This is a genomic window from Pseudomonas sp. W3I7 (genome assembly GCF_030816095.1).
Classification (GTDB): Bacteria; Pseudomonadota; Gammaproteobacteria; order Pseudomonadales; family Pseudomonadaceae; genus Aquipseudomonas; species Aquipseudomonas salomonii.
Genome location: NZ_JAUSXP010000001.1, coordinates 5,854,628 through 5,870,516, shown reverse-complemented (window position 1 = coordinate 5,870,516; position 15,889 = coordinate 5,854,628). Strand labels below are relative to the sequence as shown.

Annotated in this window: 10 protein-coding genes; 6 read left to right on the top strand and 4 right to left on the bottom strand. The window is 60.0% G+C overall.

Annotated features, from left to right (window positions below; genetic code table 11):
* Window positions 1-333: 333 nt before the first annotated feature.
* Window positions 334-870 (bottom strand): chorismate mutase, encoded by a 537-nt coding sequence (locus QF043_RS26985; protein WP_307420831.1) that lies wholly within the window; start codon window positions 868-870, stop codon window positions 334-336.
* Between the two features lie 429 nt (window positions 871-1,299).
* Here QF043_RS26985 and QF043_RS26980 point away from each other — a divergent pair, with 429 nt between their 5' ends.
* On the top strand, window positions 1,300-1,539 hold the full coding sequence (locus QF043_RS26980) for a DUF6124 family protein (protein WP_058421830.1): 240 nt from the start codon (window positions 1,300-1,302) through the stop codon (window positions 1,537-1,539).
* 70 nt (window positions 1,540-1,609) lie between these two features.
* Here the strand turns inward: QF043_RS26980 and glnA are convergent, their stop codons facing one another.
* Window positions 1,610-3,016, bottom strand: coding sequence for a glutamate--ammonia ligase (gene glnA, locus QF043_RS26975; protein ID WP_056860658.1), 1,407 nt, complete (start codon window positions 3,014-3,016; stop codon window positions 1,610-1,612).
* Window positions 3,017-3,350: 334 nt separating this feature from the next.
* On the opposite strand from glnA, the gene thiI reads away from it, so the two are divergent.
* Window positions 3,351-4,805: a tRNA uracil 4-sulfurtransferase ThiI gene (gene thiI / locus QF043_RS26970; RefSeq protein ID WP_307420830.1), complete on the top strand. Its 1,455-nt coding sequence runs from the start codon at window positions 3,351-3,353 to the stop codon at window positions 4,803-4,805.
* A gap of 139 nt (window positions 4,806-4,944) precedes the next feature.
* Window positions 4,945-6,765 carry a translational GTPase TypA gene (typA, locus tag QF043_RS26965; RefSeq protein ID WP_307420828.1) on the top strand — a complete coding sequence of 607 codons (1,821 nt, stop codon included), beginning with the start codon at window positions 4,945-4,947 and terminating at the stop codon, window positions 6,763-6,765.
* A 267-nt stretch (window positions 6,766-7,032) separates the two neighbouring features.
* Here the strand turns inward: typA and QF043_RS26960 are convergent, their stop codons facing one another.
* Window positions 7,033-7,572: a hypothetical protein gene (locus QF043_RS26960; protein WP_307420827.1), complete on the bottom strand. Its 540-nt coding sequence runs from the start codon at window positions 7,570-7,572 to the stop codon at window positions 7,033-7,035.
* Between the two features lie 172 nt (window positions 7,573-7,744).
* The gene (locus QF043_RS26955) at window positions 7,745-8,179 is read right to left on the bottom strand and encodes a YkgJ family cysteine cluster protein (RefSeq protein WP_017138625.1); all 435 of its coding nucleotides are present in this window, start codon (window positions 8,177-8,179) and stop codon (window positions 7,745-7,747) included.
* Between the two features lie 236 nt (window positions 8,180-8,415).
* On the opposite strand from QF043_RS26955, the gene QF043_RS26950 reads away from it, so the two are divergent.
* From QF043_RS26950 to QF043_RS26940, 3 genes are all read left to right on the top strand, one after another.
* Window positions 8,416-10,866, top strand: a complete 2,451-nt coding sequence (locus tag QF043_RS26950) for a glycogen/starch/alpha-glucan phosphorylase (RefSeq protein WP_307420826.1) — start codon at window positions 8,416-8,418, stop codon at window positions 10,864-10,866.
* Between the two features lie 140 nt (window positions 10,867-11,006).
* The gene (locus tag QF043_RS26945; RefSeq protein WP_307420825.1) at window positions 11,007-14,531 is read left to right on the top strand and encodes a DUF2339 domain-containing protein; all 3,525 of its coding nucleotides are present in this window, start codon (window positions 11,007-11,009) and stop codon (window positions 14,529-14,531) included.
* Complete coding sequence (locus QF043_RS26940) at window positions 14,531-15,874, top strand: DUF3999 domain-containing protein (protein ID WP_307421526.1); 1,344 nt, start codon at window positions 14,531-14,533, stop codon at window positions 15,872-15,874. The genes QF043_RS26945 and QF043_RS26940 overlap by 1 nt, the downstream gene beginning before the upstream one ends.
* Window positions 15,875-15,889 lie beyond the last annotated feature (15 nt).

Sequence of the window (15,889 nt, the reverse complement as noted above, 5' to 3'; positions counted from 1 at the left end):
ATGCAAAAACCAAACCAAGGCTCCGAAAAGAAGCGTTAAACCCCTGAAATAAGGGTTTTAGGCGCGAAACTGTGGCGTTCTGCCAGCGTGATCGAGAAGAATCGAACCAAAATGGGCTGAATGGGTGGGAAGTGTGCAGGCTGTCGCACCAATATAGTGCGGTTTTGTGAAGGTTGTTCAGGAAGTAAGGGCTGACGAAAAATTGTCTGGAGGAACTGGGTCAATGTGGGAGCTGGCTTGCCTGCGATAGCGGTGGCACATTCACCATTGCTATCGCAGCGATGCGGCGTCCCGACAAGCCAGCTCCCACAGTTTTGATTGGGTTTGCAGGCTTTAACCTTTGTAGATGCACAGCTCGGCGGTGGCGCGGATCATTGCCAGTTGGCGCAGCGGATCATTCAGCGGCTCATGCACGGCGGTGGCCAGCCACTGCGGGCATTGCGGGTCGCTGCGCTGGGGAGTGAAATCGGCCAGTTGCTGCAGCAGGGTTTTTTGCAGTTGGTCCAGCCGTGGTCGGATCTGTTTTACCAAGTCCGGACGCGGGTCGTCGGGCGCTTTGCCCTGGAACTGCCAGTCGGACAGGTGGGTGTACTGCACCAGTTTATTGGCCTCGATCTGCGCCGAGAAAAACTGCTCGGCGGCGGCGGGGTCGAGTTTGTAGTCGGGCGCTTGGGCGGCGACGCTGGCGATCACCTCTTGTTCGCGCTTTTTGTCCTCTACGGGCTTGTGGCTGTCCCATTTGCTCAGGGCTACCTGGTCGGCAATCTCCAGGCGCTCGGCGATGCTGTTGAGCAAAGGCTCCAGAGTGGGCGGCGCCGCACTGGCTGTGGCGCAGGCGAACAACAGGGCGAATGCAAGTTTATGTTTCAACGTAGATCTCCTTGTGGGAGCGGGCTTGCTCGCGAAGGCGGTGTGTCAGTCACCCGATGCATTAACTGATACACCGCGTTCGCGAGCAAGCCCGCTCCCACATTTTGATTGGGTTTGCAGGTTTCGGGCAGCGTCAGCCAGAGGCTACCTTAACTTGCGTGCTTGCCTACAGGTGCGCCAGAATCCGCCGGCTTGTACGGCTGGCTTGTCGTCTCTAAGGTTGCTCGGTCGCTGCTCATCAGCGATCAGGTTTAGTAGCCTGAGGGTTAAGTTAAGTCGTACCACTCCGACCTTTATGGCGGCTGTGCGTAGGGCACCTTCGGGTGCGCCGGCTTTTGCTTAACTTCCCCGGTCTACTAACCTGCGCATAGCTGCCACCCTATCGTTTAGTAGCGAGTCGATGGCGGCCTCATTCGAGGAAGTTAAGACATGTTCAAAGCAACCCCAAATCCGCCTCCATCCGTCTTCACCATCGACCCAGGCAGCGACGACGAATCCCTGCTGATCAACAGCTTCGAAGCCTTCTCCTCAGTCAGCACCTTGTTGCTTGATTTGTCCGAGGCACTGGAAGGCAAGCACCGCGATACCGTCCTGGCGATTCACCAGCTCAGTGCCCTTGGCACCTTGATGGTGGGCAACATGCTCGACCGCCACGCCCCGGCTCGCTGAACGCCAGGCAAAAAAAAGACCTCCCGAAGGAGGTCTTTTTCGTTACGCCACGTTAAGCAGCGCTACCGGATCAGCAGCTGTAGTACAGCTCGTATTCCAGTGGGTGTACGAAGGTGCGTACTTTGATTTCTTCTTCGCTTTTCAGCTCGATGTAAGCGTTGATGAAGTCATCGCTGAATACGCCGCCTTTGGTCAAGAACGCACGGCCCTTGTCCAGTTCTTCCAGGGCTTCTTTCAGGCTGCCGCACACTTGTGGGATCTCTTTGGCCTCTTCAGGCGGCAGGTCGTACAAGTTTTTGTCGGCGGCGTCGCCTGGGTGGATCTTGTTCTGGATGCCGTCCAGGCCAGCCATTACCAGCGCAGCGAAGGCCAGGTATGGGTTGGCTGCCGGGTCCGGGAAGCGAGCTTCAATACGGCGAGCGCGCGGGCTGGACACGTAAGGAATACGGATCGAAGCGGAACGGTTGCGCGCCGAGTAGGCCAGCATTACCGGTGCTTCGAAACCTGGGACCAGACGCTTGTAGGAGTTGGTCGACGGGTTGGTGAAGCCGTTCAGGGCCTTACCGTGCTTGATGATACCGCCGATGAAGTACAGGGCAGTGTCGGACAGGCCGGCATAACCTTCGCCAGCGAAGGTGTTCTTGCCATCTTTGGCGATGGACAGGTGAACGTGCATACCCGAACCGTTATCGCCGTACAGTGGCTTAGGCATGAAGGTAGCGGTACGGCCGTAGGCATCCGCCACGTTGTGTACGCAGTACTTCAGGGTCTGAACTTCGTCAGCCTTGGCCACCAGGGTGTTGAACTTCACGCCGATTTCGTTCTGGCCGGCAGTCGCCACTTCGTGGTGGTGAACTTCGATGACCAGGCCCATTTCTTCCATGGCGTTGCACATGGAGGTACGGATTTCGTGGTCGTGGTCGAACGGCGGAACTGGGAAGTAGCCACCTTTGATACCTGGACGGTGGCCTTTGTTGCCGCCTTCGATGTCCTGGTCAGACATCCACGAACCTTGTTCGGAGAAGATCTTGAACATGGAGCCGGAGATGTCGGACTTGAACTTGACCGAATCAAAGATGAAGAATTCTGGCTCGGGGCCTACGAATACGGTGTCGCCGATACCGGTCGACTTCAGGTATTCCTCGGCACGCTTGGCGATCGCACGTGGGTCGCGGTCGTAGCCTTGCATGGTCGAAGGCTCGATCACGTCGCAGACGATGATCAGGGTTGGGTCTTCGGTGAACGGGTCGAGTACGGCAGTGCTGTCGTCCGGCATCAGGATCATGTCGGAAGCTTCGATGCCTTTCCAGCCGGCAATGGAGGAACCGTCGAACATTTTGCCTTCTTCGAAGAACGCATCATCCAGCGCGTCACGAGCCGGCATGGTCACGTGGTGCTGAGTACCTTTAGTGTCCGTGAAGCGCAGATCAATCCATTTAACGTCATGATCTTTGATGAGTTGAACCGACTTCGACATGGTGTCCTCCGGGTGGCTTCGGGCTGGGGTAGTGGAGTTAGCCCTTAGAATGTGGGTGATGCCGGCGCGAATACTCGACCAAGGCAACCTGCCTCACAAGAGAGCAAATTGCATGCCAGTGCGCCAACATGGCCTTTTTGCCTCAAAATGGCCCCTATAACGGTGCAATCCGCTGAAGCGGAATAAATAACGCACTGCAATGTAGCGTTAATTTGCGCAAATGACCCGTTTTGGTGCGTTGCATCTGAGATGCATATTAACTGGTTAAACCTTGAGCGATTTCCGCTATAATCCGCGCCCCCCTTTTTCAGCAGGCCCGGCGCGCGCTGTTTCCATGAAATTAATCGTAAAAGTCTTCCCCGAGATCACCATCAAAAGCCGACCGGTACGGACGCGTTTCATCCGTCAGTTGGCCAAGAACATCCGTGCCGTGCTCCGCGATCTGGACCCGGCTGTGGTGGTGAACGGCGTGTGGGACAACCTCGAGCTGGAAACCCGCATTACCGACGCCAAAGCCTTGAAGGACATGACCGAGCGCCTGAGCTGCATGCCGGGCATCGCGCATTTCCTGCAGGTGGATGAGTACCCGTTGGGCGACTTCGACGACATCACCGAAAAGTGCAAACAGCACTACGGCAGTGCGCTTGAAGGCAAGATCTTTTCGGTGCGCTGCAAGCGTGCCGGCAAGCACACCTTCAGCTCCATGGATGTCGAGAAATACGTCGGCAGCAAGCTGCGTCGCGAGTGCGGCGCCGCCGGAATTTCCCTCAAAGCGCCGCAAATTGAAGTGCGCATGGAAATTCGCGACCAACGGTTGTTTGTGATTCACAGCCAGCACGACAGCATCGGCGGCTATCCGCTGGGCGCCCTGGAACAGACCCTGGTACTCATGTCCGGCGGTTTCGATTCCACGGTGGCGGCCTACCAGATCATGCGCCGCGGCCTGATGAGCCACTTCTGCTTCTTTAACCTGGGCGGGCGTGCACACGAATTGGGCGTGATGGAAGTCGCGCACTTTATCTGGAAGAAGTACGGCAGCTCCCAACGCGTGCTATTTGTAAGCGTGCCGTTCGAGGAAGTGCTGGGCGAAATTCTCGGCAAAGTCGATAACAGTCATATGGGCGTGGTATTGAAGCGTATGATGTTGCGCGCTGCGTCCCGAATCGCCGATCAGTTGCAGATCGACGCGTTGGTGACCGGTGAAGCGATCTCCCAGGTCTCCAGCCAGACGCTGCCGAACCTGTCGCTCATTGATTGCGTCACCGAGAAGCTGGTCTTGCGCCCGCTGATCGCCAGCCACAAACAGGACATCATCGACCTGGCAGAAGAAATCGGCACGGCCGACTTTGCCAAGCACATGCCTGAATATTGCGGGGTCATTTCGGTGAACCCCAAGACCCACGCCAAGCGCAACCGCGTGGAGTATGAAGAACAACAGTTTGATATGGCGATTCTGGAGCGTGCGCTCGAGAACGCCAAACTGGTCCCGATTGATCGTGTCATCGATGAATTGGGCCAGGATGTGCAAATCGAAGAAGTCAGCGAAGCCCTGGCCGGCCAGATCGTCGTCGACATCCGTCACCCGGATGCCGCCGAGGATGAGCCGCTGGAAATCGCTGGCATCGACGTGCAAGCGCTGCCGTTTTACGCATTGAACGCGCGCTTCAAGGAACTGGATAACAGCCGTCAGTACCTGCTGTATTGCGACAAAGGCGTGATGAGTCGCCTGCATGCCCACCATTTGCTCAGTGAGGGGTATGCCAATGTGCGCGTTTATCGACCGAGCTAAGAGCCCGGGGCTGTTTGCCTGTGGCCTGCGTCACCGGCCCCCCGACTCTGCCGTCAAGCTGTAACGGCAAGGCCTGACTCTACTGTTAATCGCTGCCACGACCTGTCAGCACACCGAATCCTCTGATCGAGATACACAAGTGATCGAAAATCTACGTAACATCGCCATCATTGCTCACGTTGACCATGGTAAAACCACCCTGGTAGACAAACTCCTGCGTCAATCCGGCACCCTGGAGCGCAACGAGCTCAACGACGAGCGCGTGATGGACTCCAACGACCAGGAAAAAGAGCGCGGTATTACCATCCTGGCTAAAAACACCGCTATCAACTGGAACGGCTACCACATCAACATCGTGGATACCCCGGGCCACGCCGACTTCGGCGGCGAAGTAGAACGCGTAATGTCGATGGTTGACTCCGTTCTGCTGCTGGTTGACGCTCAAGACGGCCCTATGCCGCAAACCCGTTTCGTGACCAAGAAGGCGTTCGAAGCCGGCCTGCGTCCGATCGTGTGCATCAACAAGGTTGACCGTCCAGGCGCGCGTCCGGACTGGGTTCTGGACCAGATCTTCGACCTGTTCGACAACCTGGGTGCTACCGAAGAACAGCTGGACTTCCAAGTCATCTACGCTTCGGCCCTGAACGGTATTGCCGGTCTGGAACACACCGCCATGGCGGAAGACATGACTCCGCTGTACCAGGCCATCGTTGACCACGTTCCACCACCGAAGGTTGACCGTGAAGGCCCGTTCCAGATGCAAATCTCGGCACTGGACTACAACAGCTTCCTGGGTGTTATCGGTGTTGGCCGTATCGCTCGTGGTAGCGTCAAGCCGAACACTCCAGTTGTCGCCATCGGCGCCGACGGCAAGAAGCGTAACGGTCGTATCCTGAAGCTGATGGGTCACCACGGCCTGCACCGCATCGACGTTGAAGAAGCGTTCGCCGGCGACATCGTGTGCGTGAGCGGTATGGACTCGCTGTTCATCTCCGACACCCTGTGCCAGCCAGACAACGTTGAGGCGATGAAGCCTCTGACCGTTGACGAGCCAACCGTTTCCATGACCTTCCAGGTAAACGACTCGCCTTTCTGCGGTAAAGAAGGCAAGTTCGTGACTTCCCGTAACATCAAGGAACGTCTGGACAAAGAGCTGCTGTACAACGTTGCACTGCGCGTTGAAGAAGGCGACTCGGCTGACAAGTTCAAGGTTTCCGGCCGTGGTGAGCTGCACCTCTCGGTACTGATCGAAACCATGCGTCGCGAAGGCTTCGAAATGGGCGTTGGTCGTCCTGAAGTGATCATCCGTCAGGTTGACGGCGTGAAGCAGGAACCGTTCGAAAACGTGACCATCGACACCCCTGAAGAATCCCAGGGCAAGGTCATGGAAGAGATGGGCCTGCGTAAGGGCGACCTGACCAACATGGTGCCGGATGGCAAAGGCCGTGTACGTCTGGAATACAACATCCCTGCGCGTGGTCTGATCGGTTTCCGTAACCAGTTCCTGACCCTGACCAACGGTGCTGGCATCCTGACCTCGATCTTCGATCGCTACGACACCATGAAGTCCGGCGACATGTCCGGCCGTCAGAACGGTGTTCTGGTATCGGTAGAAACCGGCAAGGCGCTGACCTACTCCCTGGAAACTCTGCAGGCGCGTGGCAAGCTGTTCGTTGAACACGGTCAAGAGATCTACAACGGTCAGATCGTTGGTCTGAACAGCCGTGACAACGACATGGGCGTTAACCCAACCAAAGGCAAGAAGCTCGACAACATGCGTGCTTCGGGTAAAGACGAAACCATCGCTCTGGTTCCACCTGTTCGCTTCACCCTGGAACAGGCCCTGGAATTCATCCAGGACGACGAGCTGTGCGAAGTTACGCCTAAGTCGATCCGCCTGCGTAAGAAGATCCTGGACGAAGGCGAGCGTACCCGCGCTGCCAAGAAAGCCAAGAACTGAGTTAACTCAGGCTGAATGAAAAACGCCCCCGGTCGAAAGGCCGGGGGCGTTTTTTTATGTGTGCAGTTTATGTGCTGACTGTGCCGGCCTCATCGCGGGCAAGCCCGGCTCCCACATTTTGGATCTGTGAATACATTCAAATGTGGGAGCTGGCTTGCCTGCGATGAGGCCCTCAACAGCACCACAATACTTGCCTGATTGCTCCTTCGGTTTTGATTGTGTCGAGGTGCAGCAGCATTCAGAGAGCATGATGATGCAGGCCGTTCGTCAGCCTTTTGGTCCAGTGTCAAACCACCGGAAGGCCAGGAACGTTTTGACTATTTTGCTTAATTGGATTTTGTCAGCTTTATCCGCACGCCCATCCGAGTTGATATCACTGTGGGTGAATGTGTCGAATTCACCATCATTGTCGCCGTCGTAGGCCGAGGCGCACTTGATTCGAATAGGCTGACCGGGGTCGCCATTATCCTCACTGAATTGGCAGGTGACGATGTTTGGAGAGCCGTCCCTATGGTAGTCACTCGCAAAAATCTTGAGGTAGCGCTCCCAGTTATCGCCAATATTGAACCAGTTGAGTTGCAGAAAAGTATCGGCAAACTCCGTCAGCAGTAATTGGTCCTGAAAACCCTGTTCGCCATCGTGATTGATATCGCCCGCAAATCCGAACTCGATGCTGCCATCAGCATTCATGTCGACAGCAAAGGCTTCGTGTACTTGGCTGGCCAGCGGGTCGTGAAAGTGCAGCAGCGCGGTGTCTGCTTTTCCGTTGCCGCTGCGATCTTGGGCGGTGACTTTTAAATAGCGCATGAGCATCCTCCTGGAATGAAGACACTCAACGTTATCAGCGACAGTCTGATAGCTATGTCAGGTGGCAAGCCTCTGATCCATCAGAGATGGCCCATATGAGCGTGGGCTTAGAATTTTTCCAGTGTACGAAGCCTGTCTGATCGCAACCACGCAGAGCGAGGGGGACGATCGATCAGAACTTGTCGAGGGTCCGCAAATTAGTCTCGCGCACCACTTCTTTGGGCTTATATGCGCAATACCCCGGGCGTGGCCCGATTTTCGGGTGGTTGCGGCAAGTATCCGGGCGCTTGTCATAAATAGTGCAGAAGCGCGTCTTACGATCCAGGTACAGGCAGTCGTTGTTGCTCATGCGCTGGAGGGTAAAGATCTCGGATTTGTTGTTGTAGCGCTCGACGATGCCTTCCTTCTGCAAACGCTTGGCGATGTTCTTCGGCGGGTCGCCGCGCTCGAACTCATCGACGATGCCAATGCGGATCAGGTCCTTGATCTTCACCTCGACCGGCAGCGTGCAGCAGCTGGACACGCAGCCACCGCACATGTGGGCGGAATATTTCTGCCAGGTCTCTAGACGGTCGAGTTCCGCGGCGGCGATCAGTTGAGGCTTCATCAAGGTTCCAAGGTGGGGCTGTATCCGGGCGCGCGATCATACCGGGATTGGTGGTTTTTTGAACAATATTTTGCAGATTTCATCTCCAACGGTGCAGGGGCGAAAAGCAGGCACGGCCCCTGCATCAATTTCCAGCAATGGTGAATGAGTTAAAAAACTGCCGAACCAGCACGTCTACCGTCTGTCAGACCGACTAGGCTCTAGCAACTCCTTCAATCTCGCCCGAGGTCGCACCGATGTCTCAGGAACCGCTTGCACGAGAAGCAGAGGTAGCCGCATTCCGCGATGCTGTCTTGACCAAACTCACTTACGCGGTGGGCAAGGACCCGGATCACGCCTTCGACCACGACTGGTTCGAAGCCATTGCGCTGGCCGCCCGCGACCAGATGGTCGACCACTGGATGAACCACACGCGGCGCATCTACCGCAAAGGCCAGAAGCGGGTGTATTACCTCTCGCTGGAATTCCTGATCGGCCGTTTGCTCTACGACAGCCTGAGCAACCTGGGTGTGTTGGAGATTGCCCGCGAAGCCCTGTCCGAACTGGGCGTGGACCTGGAACGCATCCGCCTGCTGGAGCCCGATGCGGCGCTCGGCAACGGTGGCCTGGGCCGCCTGGCCGCGTGCTTTATGGAAAGCATGTCGACCCTGGGCATTGCCGGCCACGGCTATGGCATCCGCTATGAACACGGCCTGTTCCGCCAGGCGATCGTCGACGGCTGGCAGCAAGAGCAGACCGAACGCTGGCTGGATTTCGGCAACCCGTGGGAGTTCGAGCGCGCCGAAGTGATCTACCCGATCGGCTTTGGCGGCAGCGTCGAAACCCTGGCGGACGCCTCCGGCAAGATGATCCAGGTATGGACGCCCAACGAAACCGTGCGCGCAGTGGCGTACGACACGCCGGTGGTCGGCTGGCGCGGTGCCAGTGTCAACACCCTGCGCCTGTGGCGCGCCCGTGCGGTAGAAGACCTGCACCTGGAGCGCTTCAACGCCGGTGACCATTTGGGCGCCGTAGCGGAAGTGGCCCGCGCCGAAAGCATCTCCCGAGTGCTTTACCCGGCCGACAGCACCGAAGCGGGGCAGGAATTGCGCCTGCGCCAGGAATACTTCTTCGTCTCCGCCTCCTTGCAGGACTTGCTGCGCCGCCACAAGAACATGCACGGCTCGGTACTCAGCCTGGGCGAACACGCCGCGATTCAGCTCAACGACACCCACCCGTCCATCGCCGTGGCTGAGTTGATGCGCCAACTGGTCGACCTGCATGACATCCCGTGGGAAGCCGCGTGGGATGTGACGGTTGAAACCCTTTCCTACACCAATCACACCTTGTTGCCCGAAGCGTTGGAAACCTGGCCTGTCGGTTTGATGGAACGCATGTTGCCCCGGCATATGCAGATCATCTACCTGATCAACGCCCAGCACATCGATTCGCTGCGCGCCAAGGGCATCCACGATTTCGACGTATTGCGTGCCGTGTCGCTGATCGAAGAAGACAACGGCCGCCGCGTGCGCATGGGTAACCTGGCGTTTCTGGGCTCCCACAGCGTCAACGGCGTTTCCGGGCTGCACACCCAGCTGATGCGCAGCACGGTGTTCTCCGAACTGCACAAGCTGTACCCGGAGCGCATCAACAACAAAACCAACGGCATCACCTTCCGCCGCTGGCTGTACCAGGCCAACCCCAAGCTCACCGAGATGCTGGTGGAGGCTCTGGGGCCGGACATCCTCGACACCATGGAAACCCGCCTGACGGAGCTGGAGACCTTCGCCGAGAAGCAGGTTTTCCGCAAAGCCTTCGCCGAGCAGCGCCTGCACAGCAAGCGTGCACTGGCCGAGATCATCCACGAGCGCCTGGGCATTTCGGTGAACCCGGCGGCGATGTTCGATGTGCAGGTCAAGCGGATTCACGAATACAAGCGCCAGTTGCTCAACCTGCTGCACACCGTGGCCTTGTACCAGGCAATCCGCGCCGAGCCAGGCACCGATTGGGTGCCGCGCGTGAAAATCTTCGCGGGCAAGGCGGCAGCCAGCTATCACCAGGCCAAGTTGATCATCAAGCTGACCAACGACATCGCTCGCACCGTGAACAACGACCCGACCGTGCGCGGTTTGCTCAAGGTGGTGTTCCTGCCCAACTACAACGTGAGCCTGGCGGAAAGCATCATTCCGGCAGCGGATTTGTCGGAGCAGATTTCCACTGCCGGCTTTGAGGCTTCAGGCACCAGCAACATGAAGTTCGGCCTCAACGGCGCGCTGACCATCGGCACCATGGACGGCGCCAACGTGGAGATGCACGAGCGCGTGGGCGCCGAGCATATGTTTATCTTCGGCCTCAGCGCCCAGCAGGTGGAAGCGCGCAAGCACGCCGGTGAGTTCAACGCGGGGCCGGACATTGCCGCCTCCCATCGCCTTAACGATGTGCTGCAAGCGATCCGTGGCGGGGTGTTCTCGCCGGATGATCCGGGCCGCTACGTGGGCTTGATCGACGGGCTGATCGACTACGACCGCTTCCTGGTATGCGCCGATTTCGACGCTTACTGGGACGCCCAGGCGCGGGTCGAGGCGCATTGGCATGATTCCAAGGCCTGGTGGCGCTCAGCGGTGCTTAACACGGCGCGCATGGGCTGGTTCAGCTCGGACCGCACCATCCGCGAATACGCCACCGAGATCTGGAAAGCCCTCGACTAAACACCGCAATACCCTATGTGGGAGCTGCTTGTGTGGCCAGGAAGCTTGCTCCCTGGCCACACAAGCAGCTCCCACATTAGCTTTGCGTCGATATACTAGGCCTCGGTTTGCCCGCCTCGGGCTGCTTAGGGATATCGACCATGCAATGGATTTTCATGCTGATTGGCCTGGCGCTCGGCTGGGCGTTCGATGAGTCGTTTTCGGACGCCGGCATCGGTGCATTGCTGGGCTTGGGCATTGGCCAGGCGATTCGCCTGTCCAGGCTGTCGGCCCAGGCGGAGCAACAAGCGCGTCAGTTGGAAACCACGCAGAAGGCGCTGATCGCCCTGGGCGAACGCTTGCGCCAGCTGGAGGTGCCGACGCCGACCCGCAACGAAATCGTCGAATCCCCCATCCCTGAGCCGGTACCTGCGGTTGAAAGGCCTGAACTTGTCTGGGAGTTGCCCGCCGAACTGGCGCCTGTCGCCATGACGGCCGAGGCCAGCCAGCCGTTGCCGGATGACGTCTGGGCCCAGGCGCCGACGCCAGCACCGGCCCCCGCGCCCAAAGAACCCGCCATCCCCCGTGGCCCCAACCTGATCGAGCGCGCCATCGGCGGCGCACGCAATTGGCTGTTCGGCGGCAACACCGTGCTGCGCGTTGGCGTGGTGCTGCTGTTTCTTGGCCTGGCCTTTTTGCTGCGTTATGCCACCGAAGGCGTGGTGGTGCCGATTGAACTGCGTTATGCCGGGGTTGCCGCTGCCGCCATCGGCCTGCTGGGCCTGGGTTGGTGGTTACGGCTGCGCAACAGCAATTACGGCCTGATGCTGCAAGGTACCGGGATTGCCGTGTTGTACCTGACGGTGTTTGCCGCGATGCGCTTGCACCCCTTGATCGACCCGAGCGCCGCATTGGGCCTGCTGGTGGCGGTCACGGTGTTCTCGGCCATCCCGGCGATCACCCAGGATGCCCTCGGCCTGGCGTGCGCTGCGGCGCTGGGTGGGTTTGCCGCGCCGATTCTGACCTCAACCGGCGCCGGTAATCATGTGGCGCTGTTCAGTTACTTTGCCTTGCTCAACGCCGGCATTCTGGCCATCGCGTGGTTCAAGGCCTGGCGCCTGCTCAACCTGATCGGATTTGTCGGCACCTTCGGCATAGGGTTCGCCTGGGGCATGCGTTCCTACACGCCGGAACTGCTGTGGAGCACCGAGCCATTCCTGATCCTGTTTTTCCTGATGTACCTGGCCATCGGCCTGTTGTTCGCCCGCCGCAAGCTGCAAGAGGTGGGCGATGCGCCCGAAGGCCGTGAGGCGCTGCTGCGCTGGTCGGCGGCCAAGGGTGATTATGTCGATGGCAGCATGCTGTTCGGCCCGCCGTTGGTAGGCTTTGGCTTGCAGTTCGCCGTGGTGCAACACCTGGAGTTTGCCGCCGCGTTCAGTGCACTGGGTTTAGGCCTTATCTACATGGGCTTGGCGTGGCTGCTGAGTGGCGGGCGCGCCTTGCTGCTGGCCGAAACTTGCCTGGCGCTGGGCGTGATCTTTGCCAGCCTGGCGATACCGCTGGGCCTCGACGCGCGCTGGACGGCGGCGGCCTGGGCGGTGGAGGGCGCCGGGATCTTCTGGCTCGGCTTGCGTCAGCAGCGGCCGTTGGCTCGCGCGTTTGGCCTGTTGTTACAGTTGGGGTCCGCGCTGGCGTTCCTCAGCGAACTGCGCGTTGGCGAGTTGACCCTGCTCGACGGTGCCCCACTGGGCGCGCTGTTGCTGGGCGCAGCGCTGTTGTTCAGCTTCGATCAGTTGCGCAAGGCCTCGACCGAACAAGCCGCGGGCTGGGAGCGCAACGGCCTGCCGGTGCTGGCGAGCCTGGGCCTGACCTTTTTGTACCTGCTTGCGCCGTTGTTGTTGCTGACCCAAGGCACCGCCATCAGTTGGGCAATCGCCGGGCTGCTGACACTGTTTGTAGGCCTGCGCATCGGCTCGCGCACCTTCCTGTTCACTGCCTTCGGTGTGCAATTGCTCGGTGGGGCGTTGTTCCTCCTGCGCCTTCAGGGCGGTGATGGGGCCGCGGTATTCAGCGCCGGCTGGACCGGCTTGTTGACCGCCTCGTTGATCGGCCTGGCGTTGGTCGGCGGCATGCTGTTGGCGGCACGCGATGAGAGGGTGCGCAGCGATGTGCGGCTGCTGCGTGGCTTGTCGGTGGTGCTGCTGGCCGGCTTGGTGCTGATCAACCTCGCGGTGCTGTTTGTACTGCCATGGGAAAGCGCCAGCGGCGTGTGGGCGGCCAGTGGCTTGCTGATCATCTGGTTGAGCCTGTACCTGCAACAACGCGTGAGTTTCGTGTTTGGTTTGCTGCTGCAAGTAGTGGGTGGCGCCTCGTTCCTGTTGGCGGTGCCGCAGTTGCTCGGGCCGTTGAGCAGCGAGGGCTTGCGCCCCTTGGCGCACAGCGGTTTCTGGACGCCGATGGTGCTGGGCCTGGCGGCAATGGTGGGCGCCTGGCGCTTGCATCGTGAGCCGCAGGCGCCGGTGTTTGCCGTGTTGAAGTTGCAGCGCCTGTCCGACCTGCTGCTGGTGTGGGGCGCGGCCTGGTGGGCATTGGCGTTGATCGGCGAAGTGCTGCGGTTTATCCCGCAGGAGCTGCAAGGCGCATGTTTGCTCGGTATCGCGGCGGTGAGCGTGGCGAGCTGGGCGCTGTTGGCCGCACGTTTGCGCTGGGCATCTCTGGGCATGCTGTGTGCCTTGCTGATGCCGGCGGCGGGCGTGGTGTTGCTGGTGTCTGCCCATGATTACTATCACCCGGCGGCGCAGTACGGCTGGCTGGCGTGGTTGGCGGTGTTTGTGGTGCATTTCATCGCGCTGCGCCGTTTGGCGGCGGTGGTGCCGGGCACGGCAGTGAGCGTCGCTCATGTGCTCGGCTGCTGGATGTTGATCGGTGTGTTGGCGCTGGAACTGCGATACGGCCTGTTGCTGCTGTCGAGTGAGTACAACGCCTGGCGCTGGCTGGGTTGGGCGATTCTGCCAAGCCTGTACCTGGTGCTGGCGGCGGCACCGCGCAGCTGGCCGTGGCCGGTGTCGGCCTACCCGCGTGAATACCGTGTGCTGGCCGCGTTGCCGCTGGCGGTATTGATGCTCGGCTGGTTCTGGTTGGCGAACATCTTCAGCGACGGCACGGCGAAACCGCTGCCGTACGTGCCATTGCTCAACCCGTTGGACGTGGGCCTGCTGTTCGCATTGCTGGGTATTTACCTGTGGTCGCGCAGCGTGGCGCCGCAGCGCGGGCCGCGTGCAGAGCTGATCGCCCAAGGTGTCGCGGGGGCTTCGCTGTTTGCCTTCTTCACGGCCTTGGTGATGCGCACCGCCCACCATTGGGTGGGCGTGCCGTTCCAGCTGGATGACTTGCTGGCGTCCATGTGGGTGCAGGCCGGCCTGTCGCTGGTCTGGACCCTGATCGCCCTGGGCCTGATGATCGGCGGCCACCTGCGCCATCGTCGCGAAGTGTGGCTGATCGGCGCGGCGTTGATTGCGGTGGTGGTCGCCAAGCTGTTCTTTGTCGAGCTGAGTAACCGTGGCGGGCTGGCGCGGATCGTGTCGTTTATTGGTGTGGGCGGGCTGTTGCTGGTGGTGGGTTACTTTGCACCGCTGCCGCCCAAACGCGTCGAGCCGGTGTTGGAAACTGAAGGAGCATCCTCTTGATCGGTAAGTTGAGCGTGATTGCGTTGGGCATGTGTTCGACGTTGTCGGTGTGGGCGCAAGAAACGCCCGCCGACTTCACCACACAGGTGCCGTTGGCGGTCAGTGGCAACGGGCCCTGGTATCGCCTGGCGTTGCCGCTGTCGGTGCAATTGAGCGCGCGCCAGGCGGATCTTAGTGATGTGCGCGTGTTCAACGGCGCCGGCGAGCCCCAGGCTTACGCGCTGTCGCGCCAGGCCGCGCAACGCACCGAAAGCCGCGACGTGACGGATGTGAAGTGGTTCCCGCTGTACGCCGCCGACACCCGTGAAAGCGTGCCGGATGTGGTGATGAAGTCCACTGCCGAAGGCACCTTGCTGCAAGTGCTCCCGCCCAAGACCGGCGCGCAAGTGTTGCGTGGCTGGGTGCTGGACGCCAGTTCGATCAAGGCGCCGTTGCAGCAGTTGAGCCTGGACTGGAGCCGCGAGCAGGACGGTTTCCAGCGTTTCAGCATTGAAGCCAGCGATGACTTGCAGCACTGGCAGGCATGGGGCGACGGGCAAGTGGCGCGCTTGTCGTTTGCCGACGAGCGTGTCGAGCAGCATGACGTGAGCTTGCCGGGGCAAACGGCGCGTTATCTGCGCCTGGTGTGGCAAGGGCAGGCGGCACCGCAGTTGACGTCGGCCAAACTGGTTAGCGCGACCAGCAGCAGCCTGCCGCTGCCATTGGTGTGGTCGCAGCCGCTGTCGGGCACGCGGCTCAAGGCCGGTGAATACAGCTGGCAGCTGCCGACAGGGCTGCATGTGGAGCGCTTGCGCGTCGAGCTCAAGCAGCCCAACACGCTGGCGCCCGTGACGTTGGCGGGGCGGCGGGAAGCCAATCAAGCCTGGCAGCCGTTGAGCAATGGCTTGTTGTATCGCCTGACCCAGAACGGCCAGGACGTGGTGCAGGATGAGTTGCAATTGCCTGGCGTTGCCGTGGGCGAACTCAAGTTGCAGGTGGACGAGCGCGGCGGCGGCCTGGGCGTGGAAGCGCCGGCATTGCGTTTTGCTGTGCGCGCCACGCAGTTGGTGTTCCTGGCGCGCGGTGAGCCACCGTTTACTTTGGCGTTGGGCAACCCGTCGATAAAGGCCGGGAACTTGCCGCTGTCGACGCTGATTCCCGACTACAGCGCCGAGCGTCTCAAGCGCTTGGGGCAGGCCACGGTCGCAGGCGACGTGACGGTCAAATCGCCTGCGATTACCGTTTCGCCCGAAGCCGGCACCGACTGGAAGAAACTCGGCCTGTGGGCCGTGCTCCTGCTGGGTGTGGCGGCGCTAGGGGCGATGGCCTACAGTTTGTTGCGTGCACCGGCGGCCAAGCCGTGAACTCTATTGGGGTTA

Bases quoted from the DNA above. Each gene is read 5' to 3' on its own strand.
- QF043_RS26980 (WP_058421830.1), top strand. From the start codon at position 1,300: ATGTTCAAAGCAACCCCAAATCCGCCTCCATCCGTCTTCACCATCGAC.
- QF043_RS26960 (WP_307420827.1), bottom strand. From the start codon at position 7,572: ATGCGCTATTTAAAAGTCACCGCCCAAGATCGCAGCGGCAACGGAAAA.
- QF043_RS26950 (WP_307420826.1), top strand. From the start codon at position 8,416: ATGTCTCAGGAACCGCTTGCACGAGAAGCAGAGGTAGCCGCATTCCGC.
- thiI (WP_307420830.1), top strand. From the start codon at position 3,351: ATGAAATTAATCGTAAAAGTCTTCCCCGAGATCACCATCAAAAGCCGA.
- QF043_RS26945 (WP_307420825.1), top strand. From the start codon at position 11,007: ATGCAATGGATTTTCATGCTGATTGGCCTGGCGCTCGGCTGGGCGTTC.
- QF043_RS26955 (WP_017138625.1), bottom strand. From the start codon at position 8,179: ATGAAGCCTCAACTGATCGCCGCCGCGGAACTCGACCGTCTAGAGACC.
- glnA (WP_056860658.1), bottom strand. From the start codon at position 3,016: ATGTCGAAGTCGGTTCAACTCATCAAAGATCATGACGTTAAATGGATT.